General features: G+C 70.2%; 18 protein-coding genes. 11 read left to right on the forward strand and 7 right to left on the reverse strand.

Going from position 1 to position 17,319, the window contains the following annotated elements; genetic code table 11:
• Window positions 1-29: 29 nt before the first annotated feature.
• Window positions 30-797, reverse strand: coding sequence for a D-Ala-D-Ala carboxypeptidase family metallohydrolase (locus AVL59_RS45555; protein ID WP_067316186.1), 768 nt, complete (start codon window positions 795-797; stop codon window positions 30-32).
• Window positions 798-1,052: 255 nt separating this feature from the next.
• Between AVL59_RS45555 and AVL59_RS45560 the strand changes: the two genes are divergently transcribed.
• The 5 genes from AVL59_RS45560 (at window position 1,053) to AVL59_RS45580 (ending at window position 7,222) form a co-directional block, all read left to right on the forward strand.
• Window positions 1,053-1,871 carry a helix-turn-helix domain-containing protein gene (locus tag AVL59_RS45560; RefSeq protein WP_079147305.1) on the forward strand — a complete coding sequence of 273 codons (819 nt, stop codon included), beginning with the start codon at window positions 1,053-1,055 and terminating at the stop codon, window positions 1,869-1,871.
• A 338-nt stretch (window positions 1,872-2,209) separates the two neighbouring features.
• A complete protein-coding gene (mshD, locus tag AVL59_RS45565) occupies window positions 2,210-3,136 on the forward strand; it encodes a mycothiol synthase (RefSeq protein ID WP_067316190.1) in 927 nt (308 codons plus the stop codon).
• 293 nt (window positions 3,137-3,429) lie between these two features.
• Window positions 3,430-5,661 carry an RNA degradosome polyphosphate kinase gene (locus AVL59_RS45570; protein WP_067316192.1) on the forward strand — a complete coding sequence of 744 codons (2,232 nt, stop codon included), beginning with the start codon at window positions 3,430-3,432 and terminating at the stop codon, window positions 5,659-5,661.
• A complete protein-coding gene (locus AVL59_RS45575; protein ID WP_067316193.1) occupies window positions 5,642-6,790 on the forward strand; it encodes a CHAD domain-containing protein in 1,149 nt (382 codons plus the stop codon). The genes AVL59_RS45570 and AVL59_RS45575 overlap by 20 nt, the downstream gene beginning before the upstream one ends.
• An 18-nt stretch (window positions 6,791-6,808) precedes the next feature.
• Entirely contained in the window at window positions 6,809-7,222 is a 414-nt protein-coding gene (locus tag AVL59_RS45580; protein ID WP_067316195.1) for an NUDIX hydrolase, read from the forward strand.
• Window positions 7,223-7,286: 64 nt separating this feature from the next.
• On the opposite strand, the gene AVL59_RS53415 is transcribed toward AVL59_RS45580, so the two are convergent.
• Entirely contained in the window at window positions 7,287-7,460 is a 174-nt protein-coding gene (locus tag AVL59_RS53415; protein WP_167549317.1) for a hypothetical protein, read from the reverse strand.
• 155 nt (window positions 7,461-7,615) lie between these two features.
• Between AVL59_RS53415 and AVL59_RS45585 the strand changes: the two genes are divergently transcribed.
• Both AVL59_RS45585 and AVL59_RS52910 read left to right on the forward strand, forming a co-directional pair.
• Window positions 7,616-8,497 carry an SCO4651 family lipoprotein gene (locus tag AVL59_RS45585; RefSeq protein ID WP_067316196.1) on the forward strand — a complete coding sequence of 294 codons (882 nt, stop codon included), beginning with the start codon at window positions 7,616-7,618 and terminating at the stop codon, window positions 8,495-8,497.
• Between the two features lie 95 nt (window positions 8,498-8,592).
• The gene (locus AVL59_RS52910) at window positions 8,593-8,757 is read left to right on the forward strand and encodes a hypothetical protein (protein WP_208870559.1); all 165 of its coding nucleotides are present in this window, start codon (window positions 8,593-8,595) and stop codon (window positions 8,755-8,757) included.
• A gap of 9 nt (window positions 8,758-8,766) precedes the next feature.
• Here the strand turns inward: AVL59_RS52910 and AVL59_RS45590 are convergent, their stop codons facing one another.
• Window positions 8,767-9,072 carry a metal-sensitive transcriptional regulator gene (locus AVL59_RS45590; protein WP_067005312.1) on the reverse strand — a complete coding sequence of 102 codons (306 nt, stop codon included), beginning with the start codon at window positions 9,070-9,072 and terminating at the stop codon, window positions 8,767-8,769.
• Window positions 9,073-9,278: 206 nt separating this feature from the next.
• Here AVL59_RS45590 and AVL59_RS45595 point away from each other — a divergent pair, with 206 nt between their 5' ends.
• The 3 genes from AVL59_RS45595 to AVL59_RS45605 are packed head-to-tail and all read left to right on the forward strand — an operon-like array spanning window position 9,279 to window position 11,159.
• Complete coding sequence (locus tag AVL59_RS45595) at window positions 9,279-9,899, forward strand: DUF47 domain-containing protein (RefSeq protein ID WP_067316198.1); 621 nt, start codon at window positions 9,279-9,281, stop codon at window positions 9,897-9,899.
• Between the two features lie 7 nt (window positions 9,900-9,906).
• Window positions 9,907-10,905 carry an inorganic phosphate transporter gene (locus AVL59_RS45600; RefSeq protein WP_067316200.1) on the forward strand — a complete coding sequence of 333 codons (999 nt, stop codon included), beginning with the start codon at window positions 9,907-9,909 and terminating at the stop codon, window positions 10,903-10,905.
• A 53-nt stretch (window positions 10,906-10,958) separates the two neighbouring features.
• Complete coding sequence (locus AVL59_RS45605) at window positions 10,959-11,159, forward strand: DUF5988 family protein (protein WP_067316202.1); 201 nt, start codon at window positions 10,959-10,961, stop codon at window positions 11,157-11,159.
• Window positions 11,160-11,265: 106 nt separating this feature from the next.
• Here AVL59_RS45605 and pstB read toward each other — a convergent pair whose 3' ends face one another.
• From pstB to pstS, 4 genes are all read right to left on the reverse strand, one after another.
• Window positions 11,266-12,042, reverse strand: coding sequence for a phosphate ABC transporter ATP-binding protein PstB (gene pstB, locus AVL59_RS45610; RefSeq protein ID WP_067316204.1), 777 nt, complete (start codon window positions 12,040-12,042; stop codon window positions 11,266-11,268).
• A 49-nt stretch (window positions 12,043-12,091) separates the two neighbouring features.
• Window positions 12,092-13,153 carry a phosphate ABC transporter permease PstA gene (gene pstA, locus AVL59_RS45615; RefSeq protein WP_067316206.1) on the reverse strand — a complete coding sequence of 354 codons (1,062 nt, stop codon included), beginning with the start codon at window positions 13,151-13,153 and terminating at the stop codon, window positions 12,092-12,094.
• Complete coding sequence (gene pstC / locus AVL59_RS45620; RefSeq protein WP_067316207.1) at window positions 13,150-14,157, reverse strand: phosphate ABC transporter permease subunit PstC; 1,008 nt, start codon at window positions 14,155-14,157, stop codon at window positions 13,150-13,152. The genes pstA and pstC overlap by 4 nt, the downstream gene beginning before the upstream one ends.
• A 139-nt stretch (window positions 14,158-14,296) precedes the next feature.
• The gene (gene pstS / locus AVL59_RS45625) at window positions 14,297-15,427 is read right to left on the reverse strand and encodes a phosphate ABC transporter substrate-binding protein PstS (RefSeq protein WP_067318548.1); all 1,131 of its coding nucleotides are present in this window, start codon (window positions 15,425-15,427) and stop codon (window positions 14,297-14,299) included.
• Between the two features lie 322 nt (window positions 15,428-15,749).
• Here pstS and AVL59_RS45630 point away from each other — a divergent pair, with 322 nt between their 5' ends.
• Complete coding sequence (locus AVL59_RS45630) at window positions 15,750-17,309, forward strand: FAD-binding oxidoreductase (protein ID WP_067316209.1); 1,560 nt, start codon at window positions 15,750-15,752, stop codon at window positions 17,307-17,309.
• Window positions 17,310-17,319 lie beyond the last annotated feature (10 nt).

A 17,319-nucleotide genomic window follows, 5' to 3' on the forward strand; every position in this document is an offset into this window, starting at 1 on the left:
GGGCACCCTCATGTCGTCGTGCGGCCTGCTTACGCCACGCCGTCCTGCCACCACCAGAAGCCCGACCCGTAGTTCGAGTGCTCGACCCGGCTGTCCACGTGCTGCCAGGACACGGTGTACGTCTCCAGGCCCGAGAAGCCGCACGTCTCGGCGATCCGGTACACCTGCAGCGTGGAGTGGCCGGCGACGGCGAGGTCGGCGGCGACACCGTAGACGTGCATCGAGTTCGACGCGCCGCCCACCGAGGAGTTGTACGCGACGCTGCGGAAGCCCGAGTTGATGGTGACCGCGCTGCCTCCGGCCTTCTTCCGCAGGGCCTCCAGCTTGTACATGGTCCGCCGTACGTTCTCCTTCACCTCGCTCGCGCCGACCTTGCCGCCGCCGAAGCCGGAGCCGTCGTGGCTGGTGAACTCCGAGAAGTCGAAGTGCGCGGTGGAACCGTCGGACTTCTCCAGGCTGTTGAGCACGGAGAACGTCTGCGGCCCGGCGACGCCGTCGGCCGACAGCCCGTACGCCGACTGGAAGCGCCGCAGCGCCGCGTCGGTACCCGGCCCGAACGAGCCGTCGACGGCCACGTAGCTCTGCGACGCGGAGTCGGCGGCCCAGCCCGCGATCCGGATCTGCAGTTCGGCGACGTCGCTGCCGGAGGACCCCTGCGAGAGATTGCCGCCCCAGCTGTGGGCGGAGGCCTGGCCGGCCAGGCCGAGGTCGACGGCGACGGCGAGTGAGGCCGCGGCGGCGACGGTGCGGGTGCCGAGGCGGAGGAAACCACGGCGGTCGAGGGAGGAATGGGTCACGTCACGCTCCTGAACGAGAGGTGGGAAACGTCCACCAGCGTGGTCCGCGGAGCCGCCGTCCCACCAGGGTTCAGGGGATCCCAGAGACGTCTGGGACGTCCCGTGACGCACGTCACCGGCGAGCCGGTCTCGGCCGGTCCTGGAGTGGCCGCAAAATGCTCTTGACTGGGGGAAAACTAGGGGGATTCTGTGACCGTTACGGTCAGTGGCGCGAGCAGTGCGCCTGTAGATGGTAGAGAGCGGCTGCTCGCCGAGATGCGCCGGATGAAGGACGCCTCCGGACTCAGCTACGGACGCCTCGCCGGCCGCACGCACTACAGCCGCTCCTCCTGGGAGCGGTTCCTGAACGGCAAGCAACTGCCCACCCGGGTCGCGGTGGAGCAACTGGCCGCCGCCGTGGGCGAGGACCCCTCCCCGTTGCTCGCCCTCTGGGACGCCCTCGACACCACGTCCCGCGAGCTCGCCGAGACACCGCGGGACGCGCTCGCGGCCCCCGCCGACAGCCAGGAGACCGGTGCTCCCCGCACCACCGGCGGGAGCCGGGGCCGCGTCGGCCTGCTGCTGCGCCGGCTCCTGCCCCTGGGCTACGTCGCCTCCGGCGCCCTCCTGGGCGCACTCGGCGCGGTCCTGCTCATGGACGACGGCCACTCGGCCACCGCCACGCCCCCGGCGCTCCCGTCCCGCGAGGTCGCCGCCCGTGCCACGGCCACCGCCCCGAGGCCCGGCTGCCGGGGCGACAGCTGTCTCGAGGCAGAGCCCCAGGCCAGGAACTGCCAGTGGGACGCCGTCACCGCCCGCCAGACCTGGCTGAGAGGACTGCAGATACAGCTCCGCTACAGCCCCCGGTGCAAGGCCGTCTGGGGCCGCGTGGAGAACGGCACCGTCGGCGACGCCGTCTCCATCACCGACCGCTGGGGCCGCACCGAGGACGCCACCATCCGCGTCGGCACCGACACCTACACCCGCATGCTCTCCACCGCCGATGCACCCGCCTCCACCATCACCATCTGCGGCAAGATCCCCAGCCAGCACGAACGGGAGTGCACGCCGACCGACCAGCCGCCCGCGCCCTGACCTCGGCGGTTCACGGCCGGCGACCGCCTCCGGCGGGCGCGCCGCGACGGTCCGGGCGGCCGGCGAATCGCCGAGGTCAGGGCGCGGCCGGCGCGGGAGCGGGCTTCTCCGGCGCCGGCCAGGTCTTGCTTCACGACCGTGATCCGGCGCGCCGGAGCGCGGCTGGCATCGAACCCCCCGGTGGGTCGGCTGTGGCGCGTGGCCGTTCCGGCGCAGCCCAGAGTCAATGCGCGTAGCGCAACGGGAGGTTCATGGTCATACCCTGGTTTCCCTCTGCCCCTTCCTTTACCCGCTGCGGTGCCGCCCCTTCGCCCCGGCCGCGCCGTACCCTCATACGCATGAGCAGCGACGACGCCGTACGGCCCTTCCCCTCCCGTTCCATCGAGACCCAGGCCGAACTCGGACCGGGCCAGGCCGAGGCCGTGCTCGGACTGCTCGCCGAGGCCGCCCGTGTCGACGGGCAGCAGCCGGTGTCCGAGCAGGGGCGCCTGCAGCTGCGCGGCGGTCCCCGCGCGGGCGTGTCGCATCTGCTGCTGTCCGTCGGGGACGAACTCGTCGGCTACGCCCAGCTGGAGGACACCGACCCGGTGGAGGCGCCGGCCGCCGAACTGGTCATCCACCCGGCGCACCGCGGGCACGGACACGGGCGGGCGCTGGGCGCGGCGCTGCTGGCCGCCTCCGGCAAGCGGCTGCGGGTGTGGGCGCACGGCGGGCACTCCGCCGCCCGGCACCTCGCCCAGGTGCTGGGGCTGACCCTGTTCCGTGAACTGCGGCAGATGCGGCGGCCGTTGACCGGCCTGGAGCTGGCCGACCCTCGGCTGCCGGAGGGCGTGAGCGTGCGCTCCTTCGTGCCCGGCAAGGACGACACGGCCTGGCTCGCGGTGAACGCGGCCGCCTTCGCGCACCACCCCGAGCAGGGCTCGCTCACCCAGCGCGACCTGGACGACCGCAAGGGCCAGCCGTGGTTCGACCCGGCCGGGTTCTTCCTCGCCGAGCGAGCCGGGGAGCTGGTCGGCTTCCACTGGACCAAGGTGCACGCCGAGGAGGGGCTCGGCGAGGTGTACGTGCTCGGGGTGCGGCCGGGCGAGCAGGGCGGCGGCCTCGGCAAGGCCCTGACCACGATCGGCCTGCGCCATCTGGCCGGGCAGGGCCTGCCGACGGCCATGCTCTATGTGGACGCCGACAACAATGCGGCGGTCTCGGTGTACGAGCGGCTGGGCTTCACCACCCACGAGACCGACCTGATGTACCGCACCGAGACATGACATAAGCCCAGGTGGGGGGGCGGCCGTAGGCCGGCCGGGGGGCAGCCGTCGGGATGACCGCCCCGTTCTGGCCCCACACCACGACAGGTACGCCGTCGAGCCGCCCTGCGATATCCCGCACGTCATGTCGCCGTAACCATTGATTCAGCCGGGCTTGCGAGGCTCGGCCAATGCAGCCCGCCGTGCCAGCACCTTCGCCGCCTCCCGTGGGGCCCGGGAGAAACGGGGTCGTGGCCCTCCCACCCGCACGTTCCGACGCGCCCGTATCGCCTCCGGCGCGGAAGAATGGGGTCATGAGTCAGCAAGACACCCAGGCAGAGGTCCAGCACCCACAGCCCTCCGTGGGCTCCATAGCGGCGCACCGGTCGCACGCCGTCGCGGCGAACGTCTCCGACCTGGAACCCGACATCGATGCCGACCTCGACGCGTACGAGGAGGCACCGGGGGAGGGTGCCCCCCTGCCGCTCGGCCGCTTCCTCGACCGGGAGCGCAGCTGGCTCGCGTTCAACGAGCGGGTCCTGGAGCTGGCCGAGGACCCGGACACACCCCTGCTGGAGCGCGCGAACTTCCTGGCGATCTTCGCCAGCAACCTGGACGAGTTCTTCATGGTCCGGGTGGCCGGTCTGAAGCGCCGCATCGCGACCGGCGTCGCCACCCGGTCGGCCTCGGGCCTGCAGCCCCGCGAGGTGCTGGAGATGATCTGGGCCCGCTCGCGCGAGCTCATGGCCCGGCACGCCGCCTGCTACCACGAGGACGTCGCCCCCGCCCTCGCGGAGGAGGGCATCCACCTGGTCCGCTGGAGCGAGCTGACCGACAAGGAGCAGGCGCGGCTCTTCACGCTGTTCCGGCACCAGATCTTCCCGGTCCTCACCCCGCTGGCCGTGGACCCCGCGCACCCGTTCCCGTACATCTCCGGCCTGTCCCTGAACCTGGCCGTCGTCGTACGCAACCCGGTCAGCGGCCACAAGCACTTCGCCCGGGTGAAGGTGCCGCCGCTGCTGTCCCGCTTCCTGGAGGCCGCGCCCGGCCGGTACGTCCCCATCGAGGACGTCATCGCCGCGCACCTGGAGGAGCTGTTCCCGGGCATGGAGGTGGTCGAGCACCACGCCTTCCGCCTGACCAGGAACGAGGACCTGGAGGTCGAGGAGGACGACGCCGAGAACCTGCTCCAGGCCCTGGAGAAGGAACTCATGCGGCGCCGCTTCGGCCCGCCGGTGCGCCTGGAGGTCGAGGAATCGATCGACCGCGAGGTCCTCGACCTGCTCGTGCGCGAGCTGAAGATCTCCGAGGCCGAGGTGTACCCGCTGCCGGGTCCGCTCGACCTCACCGGACTGTTCCGCATCCACGGCCTGGACCGCCCGGAGCTGAAGTACCCGAAGTTCGTCGCGGGCACCCACCGCGACCTGGCCGAGGTCGAGTCCGCCTCCGCGCCCGACATCTTCGCGGCCCTGCGCAGCCGGGACGTCCTGCTGCACCACCCGTACGACTCCTTCTCGACGTCCGTGCAGGCATTCATCGAGCAGGCGGCCGAGGACCCGGACGTCCTCGCGATCAAGCAGACCCTGTACCGGACCTCCGGCGACTCCCCGATCGTCAACGCGCTCATCGACGCCGCCGAGGCCGGCAAGCAGGTCCTCGTCCTGGTCGAGATCAAGGCCCGCTTCGACGAGCACGCCAACATCAAGTGGGCCAAGCGGCTGGAGGAGGCCGGCTGCCATGTCGTGTACGGCCTGGTCGGTCTGAAGACCCACTGCAAGCTGTCCCTGGTGGTCCGCCAGGAGGGCGAGACGCTGCGCCGCTACAGCCATGTCGGCACGGGCAACTACCACCCGAAGACGGCGCGCCTGTACGAGGACCTCGGCCTGCTCACCGCCGACCCGCAGGTCGGCGCCGACCTCTCCGACCTCTTCAACCGCCTGTCCGGCTACTCCCGCCGCGAGACGTACCGCCGCCTCCTGGTCGCCCCCAAGTCCCTGCGGGACGGCCTGATCTCGCGGATCAACAAGGAGGTCCAGCACCACCAGGCGGGCCGCCCGGCCTTCGTCCGCATCAAGGTCAACTCGATGGTCGACGAGGCGATCATCGACGCGCTCTACCGGGCGTCCCAGGCCGACGTGCCGGTCGACATCTGGGTGCGGGGCATCTGCGCGATCCGCCCGGGTGTCCCGGGCATGTCGGAGAACATCCGGGTCCGCTCGATACTCGGCCGCTTCCTCGAACACTCCCGGGTGTTCGCCTTCGGCAACGGCGGCGAGCCCGAGGTGTGGATCGGGAGCGCCGACATGATGCACCGCAACCTCGACCGCCGGATAGAGGCCCTGGTCCGGGTCACCGACCCCGGCCACCGGGCGGCCCTGAACCGGCTGCTCGACACCGGCATGTCCGACAGCACCGCCTCCTGGCACCTCGGCCCCGACGGCGAGTGGACCCGGCACGCGACCGACGCGGACGGACAGCCCCTGCGAAACGTTCAGGAGATGCTCATAGACGCCCGGAGGCGCCGGCGTGGCACAGCAACACCTTGACCCGATGGACCCCACGGCCGAGGCGGTCACCGGGGAGGCTCTCGCCGGCTACCTGCGCGCCCAGGCCACGGAGTTCCTCCGCGCGCTGCGCCTGCACCGGGAGACGGGTGGCGGTCCGGCGGCGAACGGCACGGAGGAGTCCGTCGACGCCGCCCGGGCCCTGCGCCACTCGGCCCGCCGCATCAGCGGCAGCCTGCACACGTTCCGCCCGCTCCTGGACGCGGACTGGTCGGAGGAGATGCGCCCCGAACTCGCGTGGCTCTCCGGCACGTTGGGCCTTGAACTCGCCTACGGGTCCCGCCTGGAAAGGCTGTTGCTGGCGCTGCACCGCCTGTCTGGTTCCACACCCGTGCCCGCGCAGTCCGTTCCGGCGGTGGCCGTCGTCGACGCGGGCGGCGCGTCCGCCGCCGCGGCGGGCGGTCGTGCCGCCGGGGCGGCACGGGTGGGCGCAGCCGCGCTCACCGACACCAGTGGCCCTGCCGGCCCGAGGTCCGTACCGGAACGCGGCAACCTCACAGTGGGCGCGGCGAAAGCGGGCGCCCTGCTGGAGCGGCAGCTGACCCTGGCCCGCACCAGGGCCCACTCCACAGCTCTCCAGGCCCTCGGCTCAAGCCGCTTCCACGCGGTCGCCGACAAGGTCGCCGTACTCGCCAGCGAAGTCCCCCTCACCGCCACCGCCCCCACCACCGACCTGCGCCCCCTGGCCGCCGCCGCCGAGGAGCGCCTCACGGACGCCATCGCCGCCCTCCCCCTGGTCACCGCCGGGCACCCCTACAACGCTCAGGCCCTGGTCCACGGCCTGTCCCCGGACCCGTCCCCGCACCCCCAGGACGGCCCCTGGCACCAGGTCCGCCTGCTGCTGCGCCTGCACCGGTACGCCCGTGAGGTGCTGTACGCGGGCGACGCACCGGTGGACGTACGGCTGCTGGCGGCGGGGCAGGCGCTGAACCGGCACCGGGACGCCTCGGAGGCGGCGGCAGCGGCCGCGCAGGCGGCCCGTACCCCCCGTATCGCCCCGGCGACGGCGTACGCCCTCGGCGTGCTCCACGCCGACCAGCGGCACGAGGTGGAGGCGGCCAGGTTCGCGTTCCAGCAGGCGTGGCAGAAGCAGACGGTCAGCGCACCCTGAACCTCCCGAGGAGGCGGTGTGAACGACACCACGGTCCAGGCGGCGGGCTGCGTGCTGTGGCGCCGCTCGCCGGTGCACGGCGGGCTGGAGATCTGTCTGGTCCACCGGCCCAAGTACGACGACTGGTCGCATCCGAAGGGCAAGCTCAAGCGGGGTGAGGACCCGCTCGCCGGCGCCCTGCGGGAGGTCTCCGAGGAGACGGGGTACGGGGCCGAGCCGGGACCCGAGCTGCCGACCATTCGCTATCTGGCCAACGGCCGCCCGAAGCAAGTGCGTTACTGGGCGGCCGAAGCGACACAGGGGCACTTCACCCCGAACGCCGAAGTGGACCGCATCCTGTGGCTCTCCCCCGCCGCGGCCCGCGAACGGCTGACCCAGCCCCGCGACCGCGACCTCGTGGACGCCCTCGTCCGCCCCATCGAACACAGATGAGCGGGCCGGCGCCGGACCCGGCGCCCCCGCGTCGGCCGGTCCTGGCAGATGCCCCCTGGGCCCCTCACAGGGCCGTCGTGTGCCCCTCCGCGTCCGTGCGGGCCTGACTGCGGGCCCGGCGGGCGGGGCCGCGCCAGCCGCAGCTGCAGCGGGCCGTACAGAACCGGCCCTGCTCGATGGTCGTAGTGAGGTGCTCCTGCCCCTGCCGGACTCGCTCCGGCCCCTCCTGCTGCGCCACGGTGACAACGTTACCGGTCCCGTGGTTAAAGGGCTTGTATGGCCTTTGCCCGCCTTCGGTACAGCCCACGCCGCGCGTGACGGCACCCCTTACTCGTCGTTAACCGAAACGACAGGGGGCCCGTGACGGACGTACCGGCTGGGGGTAGGCAGGCGATGGATCGGCGGCAGCACAGACGCGCAGGCAAGACGGTCGTCGCGGTGGGGATCATGGTCGGCCTCGGCGCCGCCGCCACGGGATGTTCCGTCAGCGGGACGGCGGCGGAGGGCGTGAGCGGCGCGGCGGGCGATCCGGTGGCCGCCTTGCACCGGGCCGCCGACACACTGCGCGGGGCGGGCACCTCCAAGGCCACCACCTCCATGGAGATGGCGACCGGCGGCACCCGGGTCACCATCCGCGGCAAGGGCGTCTACGACTTCCGGCACCGGATCGGCCGGCTGACCGTCGTGCTGCCACAGGATCCCGCGGGCGACTTCGAGCACCGGCCCATCACCGAACTCCTCGCCCCGGGCGCCCTGTTCATGAAGAACCGGGGCGCGGGAGTGCCCGCCGACAAGTGGGTGCGGGTGGAGACGGCGAGCCTGTCCGACGGCAACCTCGTCACCGGCGGCGCGACCGACCCGTACGCCGCCGCCGAGGTGCTGCGCGGGACCCGTACGGCGGCCTACGTGGGGCGGACCGAGGTCGCCGGGACGCCCGTGCGGCACTACCGGGGCACCGCCGATCTGACGAGCGCGGCGAGATCCGCCTCGGCGGACGACAAGGCACCCTTGCGGGCGGCGGCGAAAGGGTTCGCCACGGCCGAGGTTCCGTTCGACGCCTATCTGGACGACGAGGGCCGCATCCGCAAGCTGCGCCAGCGCTTCAGCTTCGTCAACGGCCCGGAGAAGGCCGCCGTGGCCGTCGCCTCGACGACGCTGCTGTACGGCTTCGGCGCCCCCGTGGACGTACGCCTGCCGCGTCCGCAGGACATCTACGCGGGCCGGATCGCCGAGGGCGAGGGCCAGAGCCGGGGCGGGACCCCGTCCGCGCACTAGTCCGGGACGTCACCCGCGGACTAGCCCGTCCGTGCCATGCGCGGTGTGTAGACCACTCCCTACTCTAGGAAGTGGGTGACGGCAGAGAAGAGGTGATGCACGTGGCTCCGGCCGGCGGTACGGCAGTTCAGGACCACGTGGCCCTCGCCGAGATCGAACTGTGCGGAGAGCTGATCATCGCCGCCTCGGCCGCCGAGGACCGGCTCAGTCTGGAAAGCATCGACGAGGTGCTGCGGGTGGCCGAGGAGCGGCAGGACTGAGTCGCGCGCTCAGGTGCGCAGCAGCCGGCCGATCGCCTTCGTGGCCTCCTCCACCTTCGCGTCGACCTCGTCGCCGCCCTTGAGGGCCGCGTCGGCGACACAGTGCCGCAGGTGCTCCTCCAGCAGCTGCAGGGCGAAGGACTGCAGGGCCTTCGTGGAGGCGGAGACCTGGGTGAGTATGTCGATGCAGTAGGTGTCCTCGTCCACCATGCGCTGCAGACCGCGGATCTGGCCCTCGATCCGGCGCAGCCGCTTGAGGTGTTCGTCCTTCTGCTTGTGGTAACCGTGCGTGGCGCCGGCCTCGGTCGTCGTCATCGCGGGCCTCCATCTCCGGACGAACTGCGGATACATACCCCTGGCGGGTATATGGTAACGAATTTCGCTGGGTAAAGGGCCCTTGGTACGCCCCTGTGCTGATCACCGTGCCCCATGGGCGACACTGGGGGACGGCCCGATAGCCGTGGCCGGATGTTGCGCCTAGCATCAGCCTGACCGAAACCGAAGCACCCCGAGGACCACACGTGCGCTTTCGTCTGACCCCCAGGGAGACGAGCTTCTACGACATGTTCGCCGCATCCGCGGACAACATCGTCACCGGCTCGAAACTCCTGATGGAACTGCTCGGGGCGGACGCGTCTGCCCGGGCCGAGATCGCAGAGCGTATGCGGGCCGCGGAACACGCAGGTGACGACGCCACGCACGCGATCTTCCACCAGCTGAACTCCTCGTTCATCACGCCCTTCGACCGCGAGGACATCTACTCCCTCGCCGGGTCCCTGGACGACATCATGGACTTCATGGAGGAGGCCGTCGACCTGGTCGTCCTCTACAACATCGAGGAACTGCCCAAGGGCGTCGAGCAGCAGATCGAGGTGCTGGCCCGGGCCGCCGAGCTGACCGCGGAGGCGATGCCGAACCTGCGCACGCTGGACAACCTCACCGAGTACTGGATCGAGGTCAACCGGCTGGAGAACCAGGCGGACCAGATCCACCGCAAGCTGCTGGCCCACCTCTTCAACGGCAAGTACGACGCGATCGAGGTGCTCAAGCTCAAGCAGATCGTGGACGTCCTGGAAGAGGCGGCGGACGCGTTCGAGCACGTGGCGAACACGGTGGAGACCATCGCCGTCAAGGAGTCCTGAGGCGTCGATGGACACCTTCGCCCTGGTCGTGACCATCGCGGTCGCGCTCTTCTTCACGTATACGAACGGCTTCCACGACTCCGCGAACGCGATCGCGACGTCGGTGTCGACGCGGGCGCTGACCCCGCGCGCGGCGCTCGCCATGGCCGCGGCGATGAACCTGCTGGGTGCCTTCCTGGGCTCCGGGGTCGCCAAGACGGTCAGCGAGGGCCTGATCGAGACGCCCGCGGGCTCCAAGGGGATGGGCATCCTCTTCGCCGCCCTCCTCGGCGCGATCATCTGGAACCTGGTCACCTGGTACTTCGGCCTGCCCTCCTCGTCCTCCCACGCCCTCTTCGGCGGCCTGGTGGGCGCGGCTCTGGCGGGCGGCACGACCGTGCTCTGGAACGGCGTGCTCGACAAGGTCATCCTGCCGATGTTCATCTCGCCGATGGTCGGCCTGATCGTCGGCTACCTGGTGATGACGGCCATCCTGTGGCTGTTCCGCCGCTCCAACCCGCACAAGGCCAAGCGGGGCTTCCGCATCGCCCAGACCGTCTCCGCGGCCGGCATGGCCCTCGGCCACGGTCTCCAGGACGCCCAGAAGACGATGGGCGTCGTGGTGATGGCACTGGTGATTTCCGGCCACGAGACCTACGGCGACCCGATCCCGGTCTGGGTGAAGATCGTCTGCGCGCTGATGCTGTCGCTGGGCACCTACGCGGGCGGCTGGCGCATCATGCGCACCCTGGGCCGCAAGATCATCGAACTCGACCCGCCGCAGGGCTTCGCCGCCGAGACCACCGGCGCGTCGATCATGTTCACCACGGCCTACCTCTTCAAGGCGCCGATCTCCACCACCCATGTGATCACCTCGGCGATCATGGGCGTGGGCGCCACCAAGCGCGTCAACGCCGTCCGCTGGGGCGTCGCCAAGAACATCGTCATGGGCTGGTTCATCACCATGCCGGCAGCCGCCCTGGTCGCGGCCCTGGCCTTCGGAATCGTGAAACTGACGGTGCTGTAGCGGGCCGGGTGGCCTCAAGATGCGGTAGTCGCCCCAGTGGCAAGACTGGACATATGACTACCAAGGCACTCCTCGAAGGCGGGCCGGACGATCTGGCGGGCACCACCGTGCCGATCGTTCCCCCCGGCCAAGAGCTGAAGATTCCGCACACCGGCGGCTACGAGCACTACAAGGTCACCACACGGCACGAGGACACCACGGAGGGACGGGTCACCGTCTACCGGTGGTGGGAACGGACCGAAGTGGCCGAATGAACGAAGTGGGCCCGCCCCCGGGAGCCAGGGGCGGGCCCTTTTTCGTCCTCGCGGTGGCACCGCCATGCAGCACCGCGAGGGGTCCTGGAGGAGGACCGGCGCCGGCTCAGCCGAAGCGGCCGGAGATGTAGTCCTCCGTGGCCTGGACCGAGGGGTTCGAGAAGATCCGCTCGGTGTCGTCGATCTCGATCAGCCGGCCCGGCTGACCGACGGCGGCCAGGTTGAAGAAGGCGGTACGGTCCGAGACACGGGCCGCCTGCTGCATGTTGTGCGTCACGATGACGATCGTGAACCGTTCCTTCAGCTCACCGATCAGGTCCTCGATCGCCAGCGTCGAGATCGGGTCCAGGGCCGAGCAGGGCTCGTCCATGAGCAGGACCTTCGGCTCGACCGCGATGGCACGGGCGATGCACAGACGCTGCTGCTGACCACCCGAAAGGCCGGAGCCGGGCTTGTTCAGCCGGTCCTTGACCTCGTTCCAGAGGTTGGCGCCCTTGAGGGACTTCTCGACGATGTCGCCGAGCTCGGACTTCCTGTAGTTGCCGTTCAGGCGCAGGCCCGCGGCCACGTTGTCGAAGATCGACATCGTGGGGAACGGGTTCGGGCGCTGGAAGACCATGCCCACCTCGCGCCGCACCGACACCGGGTCGACACCGGCGCCGTAGAGGTCCTCGTCGTCCAGGAGCACCTTGCCCTCGACGCGGCCGCCGGGGGTGACCTCGTGCATACGGTTCAGCGTGCGCAGGAACGTCGACTTGCCGCAGCCGGAGGGGCCGATGAACGCCGTCACCGAGCGCGGCTCGACGGTCATCGAGATGTCCTCGATCGCCTTGTGGGAGCCGTAGTACGCGGTGAGTCCGCTGACGTCGATTCGCTTGGCCATTGTCTACTTCACTTCCAGATAAGTCTTGGTCAGTCGCCGATTGGCCGCGTCAGCGACCGGACTTGGGGGCCTTCCAGCGGGCGATGCCGCGGGCCACCAGGTTCAGGATCATCACGAAGGCGATCAGTGTGAGGGACGCCGCCCAGGCGCGGTCGTAGGCCGCGTTGGCGCCCGCACTCTGCGAGTACTGCTGATAGATGTACAGCGGCAGCGACGCCTGCGCACCCTCGAAGGGGTTGTTGTTGATGAACGGGTTGCCGAACACCAGCAGCAGCACGGGAGCGGTCTCGCCCGCGATACGGGCGATGGCCAGCATGACACCCGTGGTGATGCCGCCGATGGAGGTCGGCAGGACCACCTTCAGAATGGTCCGCCACTTCGGCACACCGAGCGCCAGCGAGGCCTCGCGCAGCTCGTTCGGGACGAGCTTGAGCATCTCCTCCGTGGAGCGGACGACGACCGGCATCATCAGGATGGCCAGGGCCAGCGAACCGGCGAAGCCGAACGGCTGCATCTTGAAGATGAGCATCAGGCTGAGGATGAACAGACCCGCGACGATCGACGGGATACCCGTCATGACGTCGACGAAGAAGGTGATCGACGACGCGAGGCGACCGCGCCCGTACTCGACCAGGTAGATCGCGGTCATCACACCGATCGGGGCGCCGATCAGCGTGGCGAGACCGACCTGCTCCAGGCTGCCGATGATGGCGTGGTAGATGCCACCGCCCGGCTCGGAGTCGGCGACGACACCCATGGAGTGCGTGAGGAAGTAGACGTTCAGGACCTTCACACCGCGCGAGATGGTCACCCAGACCAGGGAGACCAGCGGGATGACGGCGACCACGAAGGCGACCCACACGAGCGAGGTGGCGACCCGGTCCTTGGCCTGGCGGCGGCCCTCCACCTTGGCGGCGATGCCGTAGGTGCCGAGGATGAAGAGGACCGCGGCGATCAGACCCCACTGGATCTTGCTCTGCAGGCCGGCCGCGGCGCTGATGCCGATCCCGAGAGCGAGGGAGCCGGCCGCGATGACCCACGGCGTCCACTTCGGAAGGCTTGCGGCCCGCAGCGTGCTGGGACGCTTGTCGGTGACGGCTGCGTGGCTCATGCGTTGGCCCCCGAGTACTCCTTGCGGCGGGCGATGATCGCACGGGCCGCGCCGTTGACCAGCAGCGTGATGACGAAGAGCACCAGACCGGAGGCGATCAGCGCGTCCCGGCCCTGCTCGGTGGCCTCACCGAACTTGCTGGCGATGTTCTGGGCGAAGGTGCCGCCGCCCGGGTCGAGCAGGCTGGCCTGGATGTCGTAGCTCGGGGAGAGCACGGTGGCCACGGCCATGGTCTCGCCGAGGGCGCGGCCGAGGCCCAGCATCGAGGCGGAGATCACGCCGGAGCGGCCGAAGGGCAGCACCGCCATGCGGACGACCTCCCAGCGGGTGGCGCCGAGGGCCAGGGCGGCCTCCTCGTGCATCCGCGGGACCTGGCGGAACACCTCGCGGCTCACGTTGGTGATGATCGGCAGGATCATGATCGCCAGCAGGATGCCGACGGTGAGCATGGCGCGGGGAGCGCCGCCGTCCCAGGAGAAGATGCCGGTCCAGCCGAGGTAGTCGTTCAGCCAGCCGTACAGGCCCTGCATGTGCGGGACGAGGATCAGGGCGCCCCACAGGCCGTAGACGATGGACGGCACCGCGGCGAGCAGGTCGATCACGTAGGCGATGGGACCGCTCAGCTTGCGCGGGGCGTAGTGCGTGAGGAACAGCGCGATCGCGACGGCGACCGGGACCGCGAGCGCCATGGCGATGATCGAGGAGACGATCGTGCCGAAGGCGAGCACCGCGATACCGAAGCTCGGCGGCGTGAGGTTGGTGTTCCACTCGAAGGTGGTCAGGAAGTTGCCGTGGTCCTTGCTGATCGCGAGGGAGGCACGGTAGGTGAGGAAGACCGCGATCGCGGCCATGATCACCAGCAGCAGGATGCCGGAGCCACGGGAAAGGCCGAGGAAGATGCGGTCGCCGGGGCGGGTCGCGCCGCGGGCGTTGCGCTTCGACTGGGCCACGTCCGGCTCGGGCGCGGGCGGGGATGCGTCAGTGGTCTTTGTTGATATGTCCATCAGGGGTCTCCGGTCTGCGGAGCCACCGAGTGGGCGGCTCCATGGAGGCGATCCCCTTTCGGGGGCCGGCTCCGGGCGGCGGTGCACCGGACGGTGCGGCCCGGGTCTGGGAAGAACCGGGCCGCACTCTGGGATCAGGTCAGCTCAGGCCGGCGATGGTGGTGCGGACCTTGGCGATGATCTCGTCGGGGATCGGCGCGTAGCTGTTGTCCGACAGCACCTTCTGGCCGTCCTCGGAGGCGATGTAGTTCAGGAACGCCTTGGTGGCGGGCAGGGTGTCCGCCTTGTTGCCCTTGTCACAGACGATCTCGTACGTGACCAGGGTGATCGGGTAGGCACCCTCGGCCTTGGTCGCGTAGTCGAGCTTCAGCGTCAGGTCCTTGCCGGTGCCGACGACCTTGGCGGCCGCGATGTCGGCGGTGGCGCTCTCCACGGAGGGCTTGACCGGGGCCTTGGCGCCGGTGGCGATGGAGACGGTGCTCATGTCCTTGGCGTAGGACAGCTCGAAGTAGCCGATCGCGCCGGAGTTCTGCTTGACGCCCTGGGCCACACCCGCGGAGCCGGAGGCCGCCTGGCCGCCCTGCGCCTGCCAGGCCTTGCCGCCGGAGTACTTCCAGTTGGCCGGGGTGGTGGCGAGCAGGTACTTGGTGAAGTTGTCCGTGGTGCCGGAGTCCTCGGAGCGGTGGAAGGCCTGGATCTTCAGGTCCGGGAGCTTCGCGCCCTTGTTCAGGGCCTTGATCGCCGGGTCGTTCCAGTTCTTGATCTTGCTGTCGAAGATCTTGGCGATCGTCGGGGCGTCCAGGACCAGGTTGTCGACACCCGGGACGTTGTAACCGAGGGCGATCGGGCCGCCGACCATCGGGAGGTCGATGCCCTGGCCGCCGGAGCAGACCTGCTTGGAGGCCTTGACCTCTTCGGGCTTCAGCGCCGAGTCGGAACCGGCGAACGCGAGCTGGCCCTGGTTGAAGGAGGTGACACCGGCACCGGAGCCGCCACCCTTGTAGTTGATCTGCACGCCACAGGCCTGCGAGAACTGCTTCACCCACGCGTCGATCGCGTTCTTCTGCGCGGAGGAGCCATCGGCGAGCAGCTGGCCCTTGGCGTTGTCACACTTGACGGAGCCCGCGCTGGCCGGCGCCGAGGACTTGCCGCCACCGGCGTTGTTGTTGCCGTTGTCGTCCGAGCCGCACGCCGTCAGGGCCAGGGCACCGGAGACCGCGATCGCACCGAGAGACAGGGCGCGCAGCCGGTTCTTGCGCTGAAGCTTCACTTTCGGGAGTTCCTTCCAGGAGCCGCCGCGATGGGCGGCGTGCGAGGTGAGCAAGAGTGCGCGAGCGCGTTCATGACCGCCCCCGCATCGGGTAGGGCCGAAATTAGGCAGATCAGGTGAAGCGGCCGATGGCCATAAATGAACGGAGGGTGAACCCCTGCCATCGGCCTGGTTAGGTCACGGAATGCTTACGGGGAGGGCACATGGAGATTCCGACAGTCGGGTTGCTCGGACACACATTCGCCGTCCGTTCCCGCGTCGTGGGAACCCTTGTGCGCGTGCCGTCGTCTCGTCCCAGGAGAGCCGAGGAAGGGCGACGGACATGGAACGGCGAACGTTCATATCGGGCGGCGCGGCCGCACTGGCGGCGACCGCGCTGACGGGATGCAGTTCTGGTTCGGGCACGTCCACCGGGTCCTCGACGCGCGCCTTCTCATCCTCCGGTACGGCTCTGAAGACCACCAGTCAGGCCGCCGCCGCGAACTGGGCAGCCCTCGCCCGCGACCTCGACGGCCCCCTGCTGCGCCCCGGGGACACCACGTGGAAGACGGCCCACCAGCTGTACAACACCCGCTTCGACGGTCTGAAGCCGGCCGCGGTCGCCTATGTCGCCCATGCCGACGACATCCGTACGACCCTGGCGTACGCCCAGGCCCACCGGATCCGGGTGTCCATACGCAATGGCGGACACTCCTACGCGGGCTACTCCTCCGGCGACAACCGCCTGATCCTCGACGTGTCCAAGCTGAACCGGATCCGGGCCGGCGGCGGACAGGCGGTGGTCGGCGCGGGCTCCAAGCTGATCGACGTCTACCGGGCGCTGGGCGCGAAGGGCGTGACCATACCCGCGGGCTCCTGCCCCACGGTCGGCGTCTCCGGCCTGGTCCTCGGCGGCGGCCACGGTGTCGCCTCCCGCGCCTACGGCCTGACCTGCGACAGCCTCACCCAGGCGACGCTCATCACCGCCGACGGCACCCAGGTGACCGCCGACGCGAACAACCACTCCGACCTCTTCTGGGCGCTGCGCGGCGCGGGCAACGGCAACTTCGGCGTCGTCACCGAACTGCACTTCAAGACCCATGCGGCGCCGCAGGCGGTGACCGCGTACATGACGTGGTCGTGGTCCAAGGCGGCCGCGGTGATCAAGGCCTGGCAGGAGTGGGGCCCGTCCCAGCCCGACGAGATCTGGTCCTCCCTCCACCTGTCGAACACCCCGGGCGGCACCCCGTCGATCTCCGTGGCCTGCTTCTCCCTCGGCACCTACGGCGAGCTCCAGAACGCGGTGGACCAGCTGGCGCACAAGGCCGGCGCCGACGCCCGCTCCGTGACCCTGCGCCGCCGGGGCTACGAGGAGGCGATGGAGATCTACGCCGGCTGCTCCTCCTTCTCCACGGACGCCCAGTGCCACCTCCCGGGCTCCACGCCCGGCCGCTCTCCCCAGGGCCGCCTGGGCCGCGAGACCTACGCGGCCCGCTCCGACTTCTTCGACCGCTCCCTGTCCTCGGCGGGCATCCAGACCCTGCTGAGGCAGCTCGGCTCGGTCCGGGGCGGCGCGGGCAGCATCGCGTTCACCGCCCTGGGCGGCGCGGTCAACCGCGTCAGCCCCACGGCGACGGCCTTCGTCCACCGCCGCTCCCGCATGCTGGCGCAGTACATCGCGTCCTGGGGCGCGGGCGCCTCCGGCAGCTCGGCCCAGGCCTGGCTCACGTCGGCCCACACCGCGATGAAGCCGTACGCCTCCGGCGCGGCCTACCAGAACTACACGGACTCGACCCTGCCGGACTGGCGCAAGGCGTACTACGGCGATGCCGCCCCGCGCCTGGCCAAGGTGAAGAAGCAGTACGACCCGCAGAGGTTCTTCTCCTACGCGCAGGGCCTCTGACTCAGCAGGG

The sequence above is a fragment of the Streptomyces griseochromogenes genome, assembly GCF_001542625.1.
Lineage (GTDB): Bacteria > Actinomycetota > Actinomycetes > Streptomycetales > Streptomycetaceae > Streptomyces > Streptomyces griseochromogenes.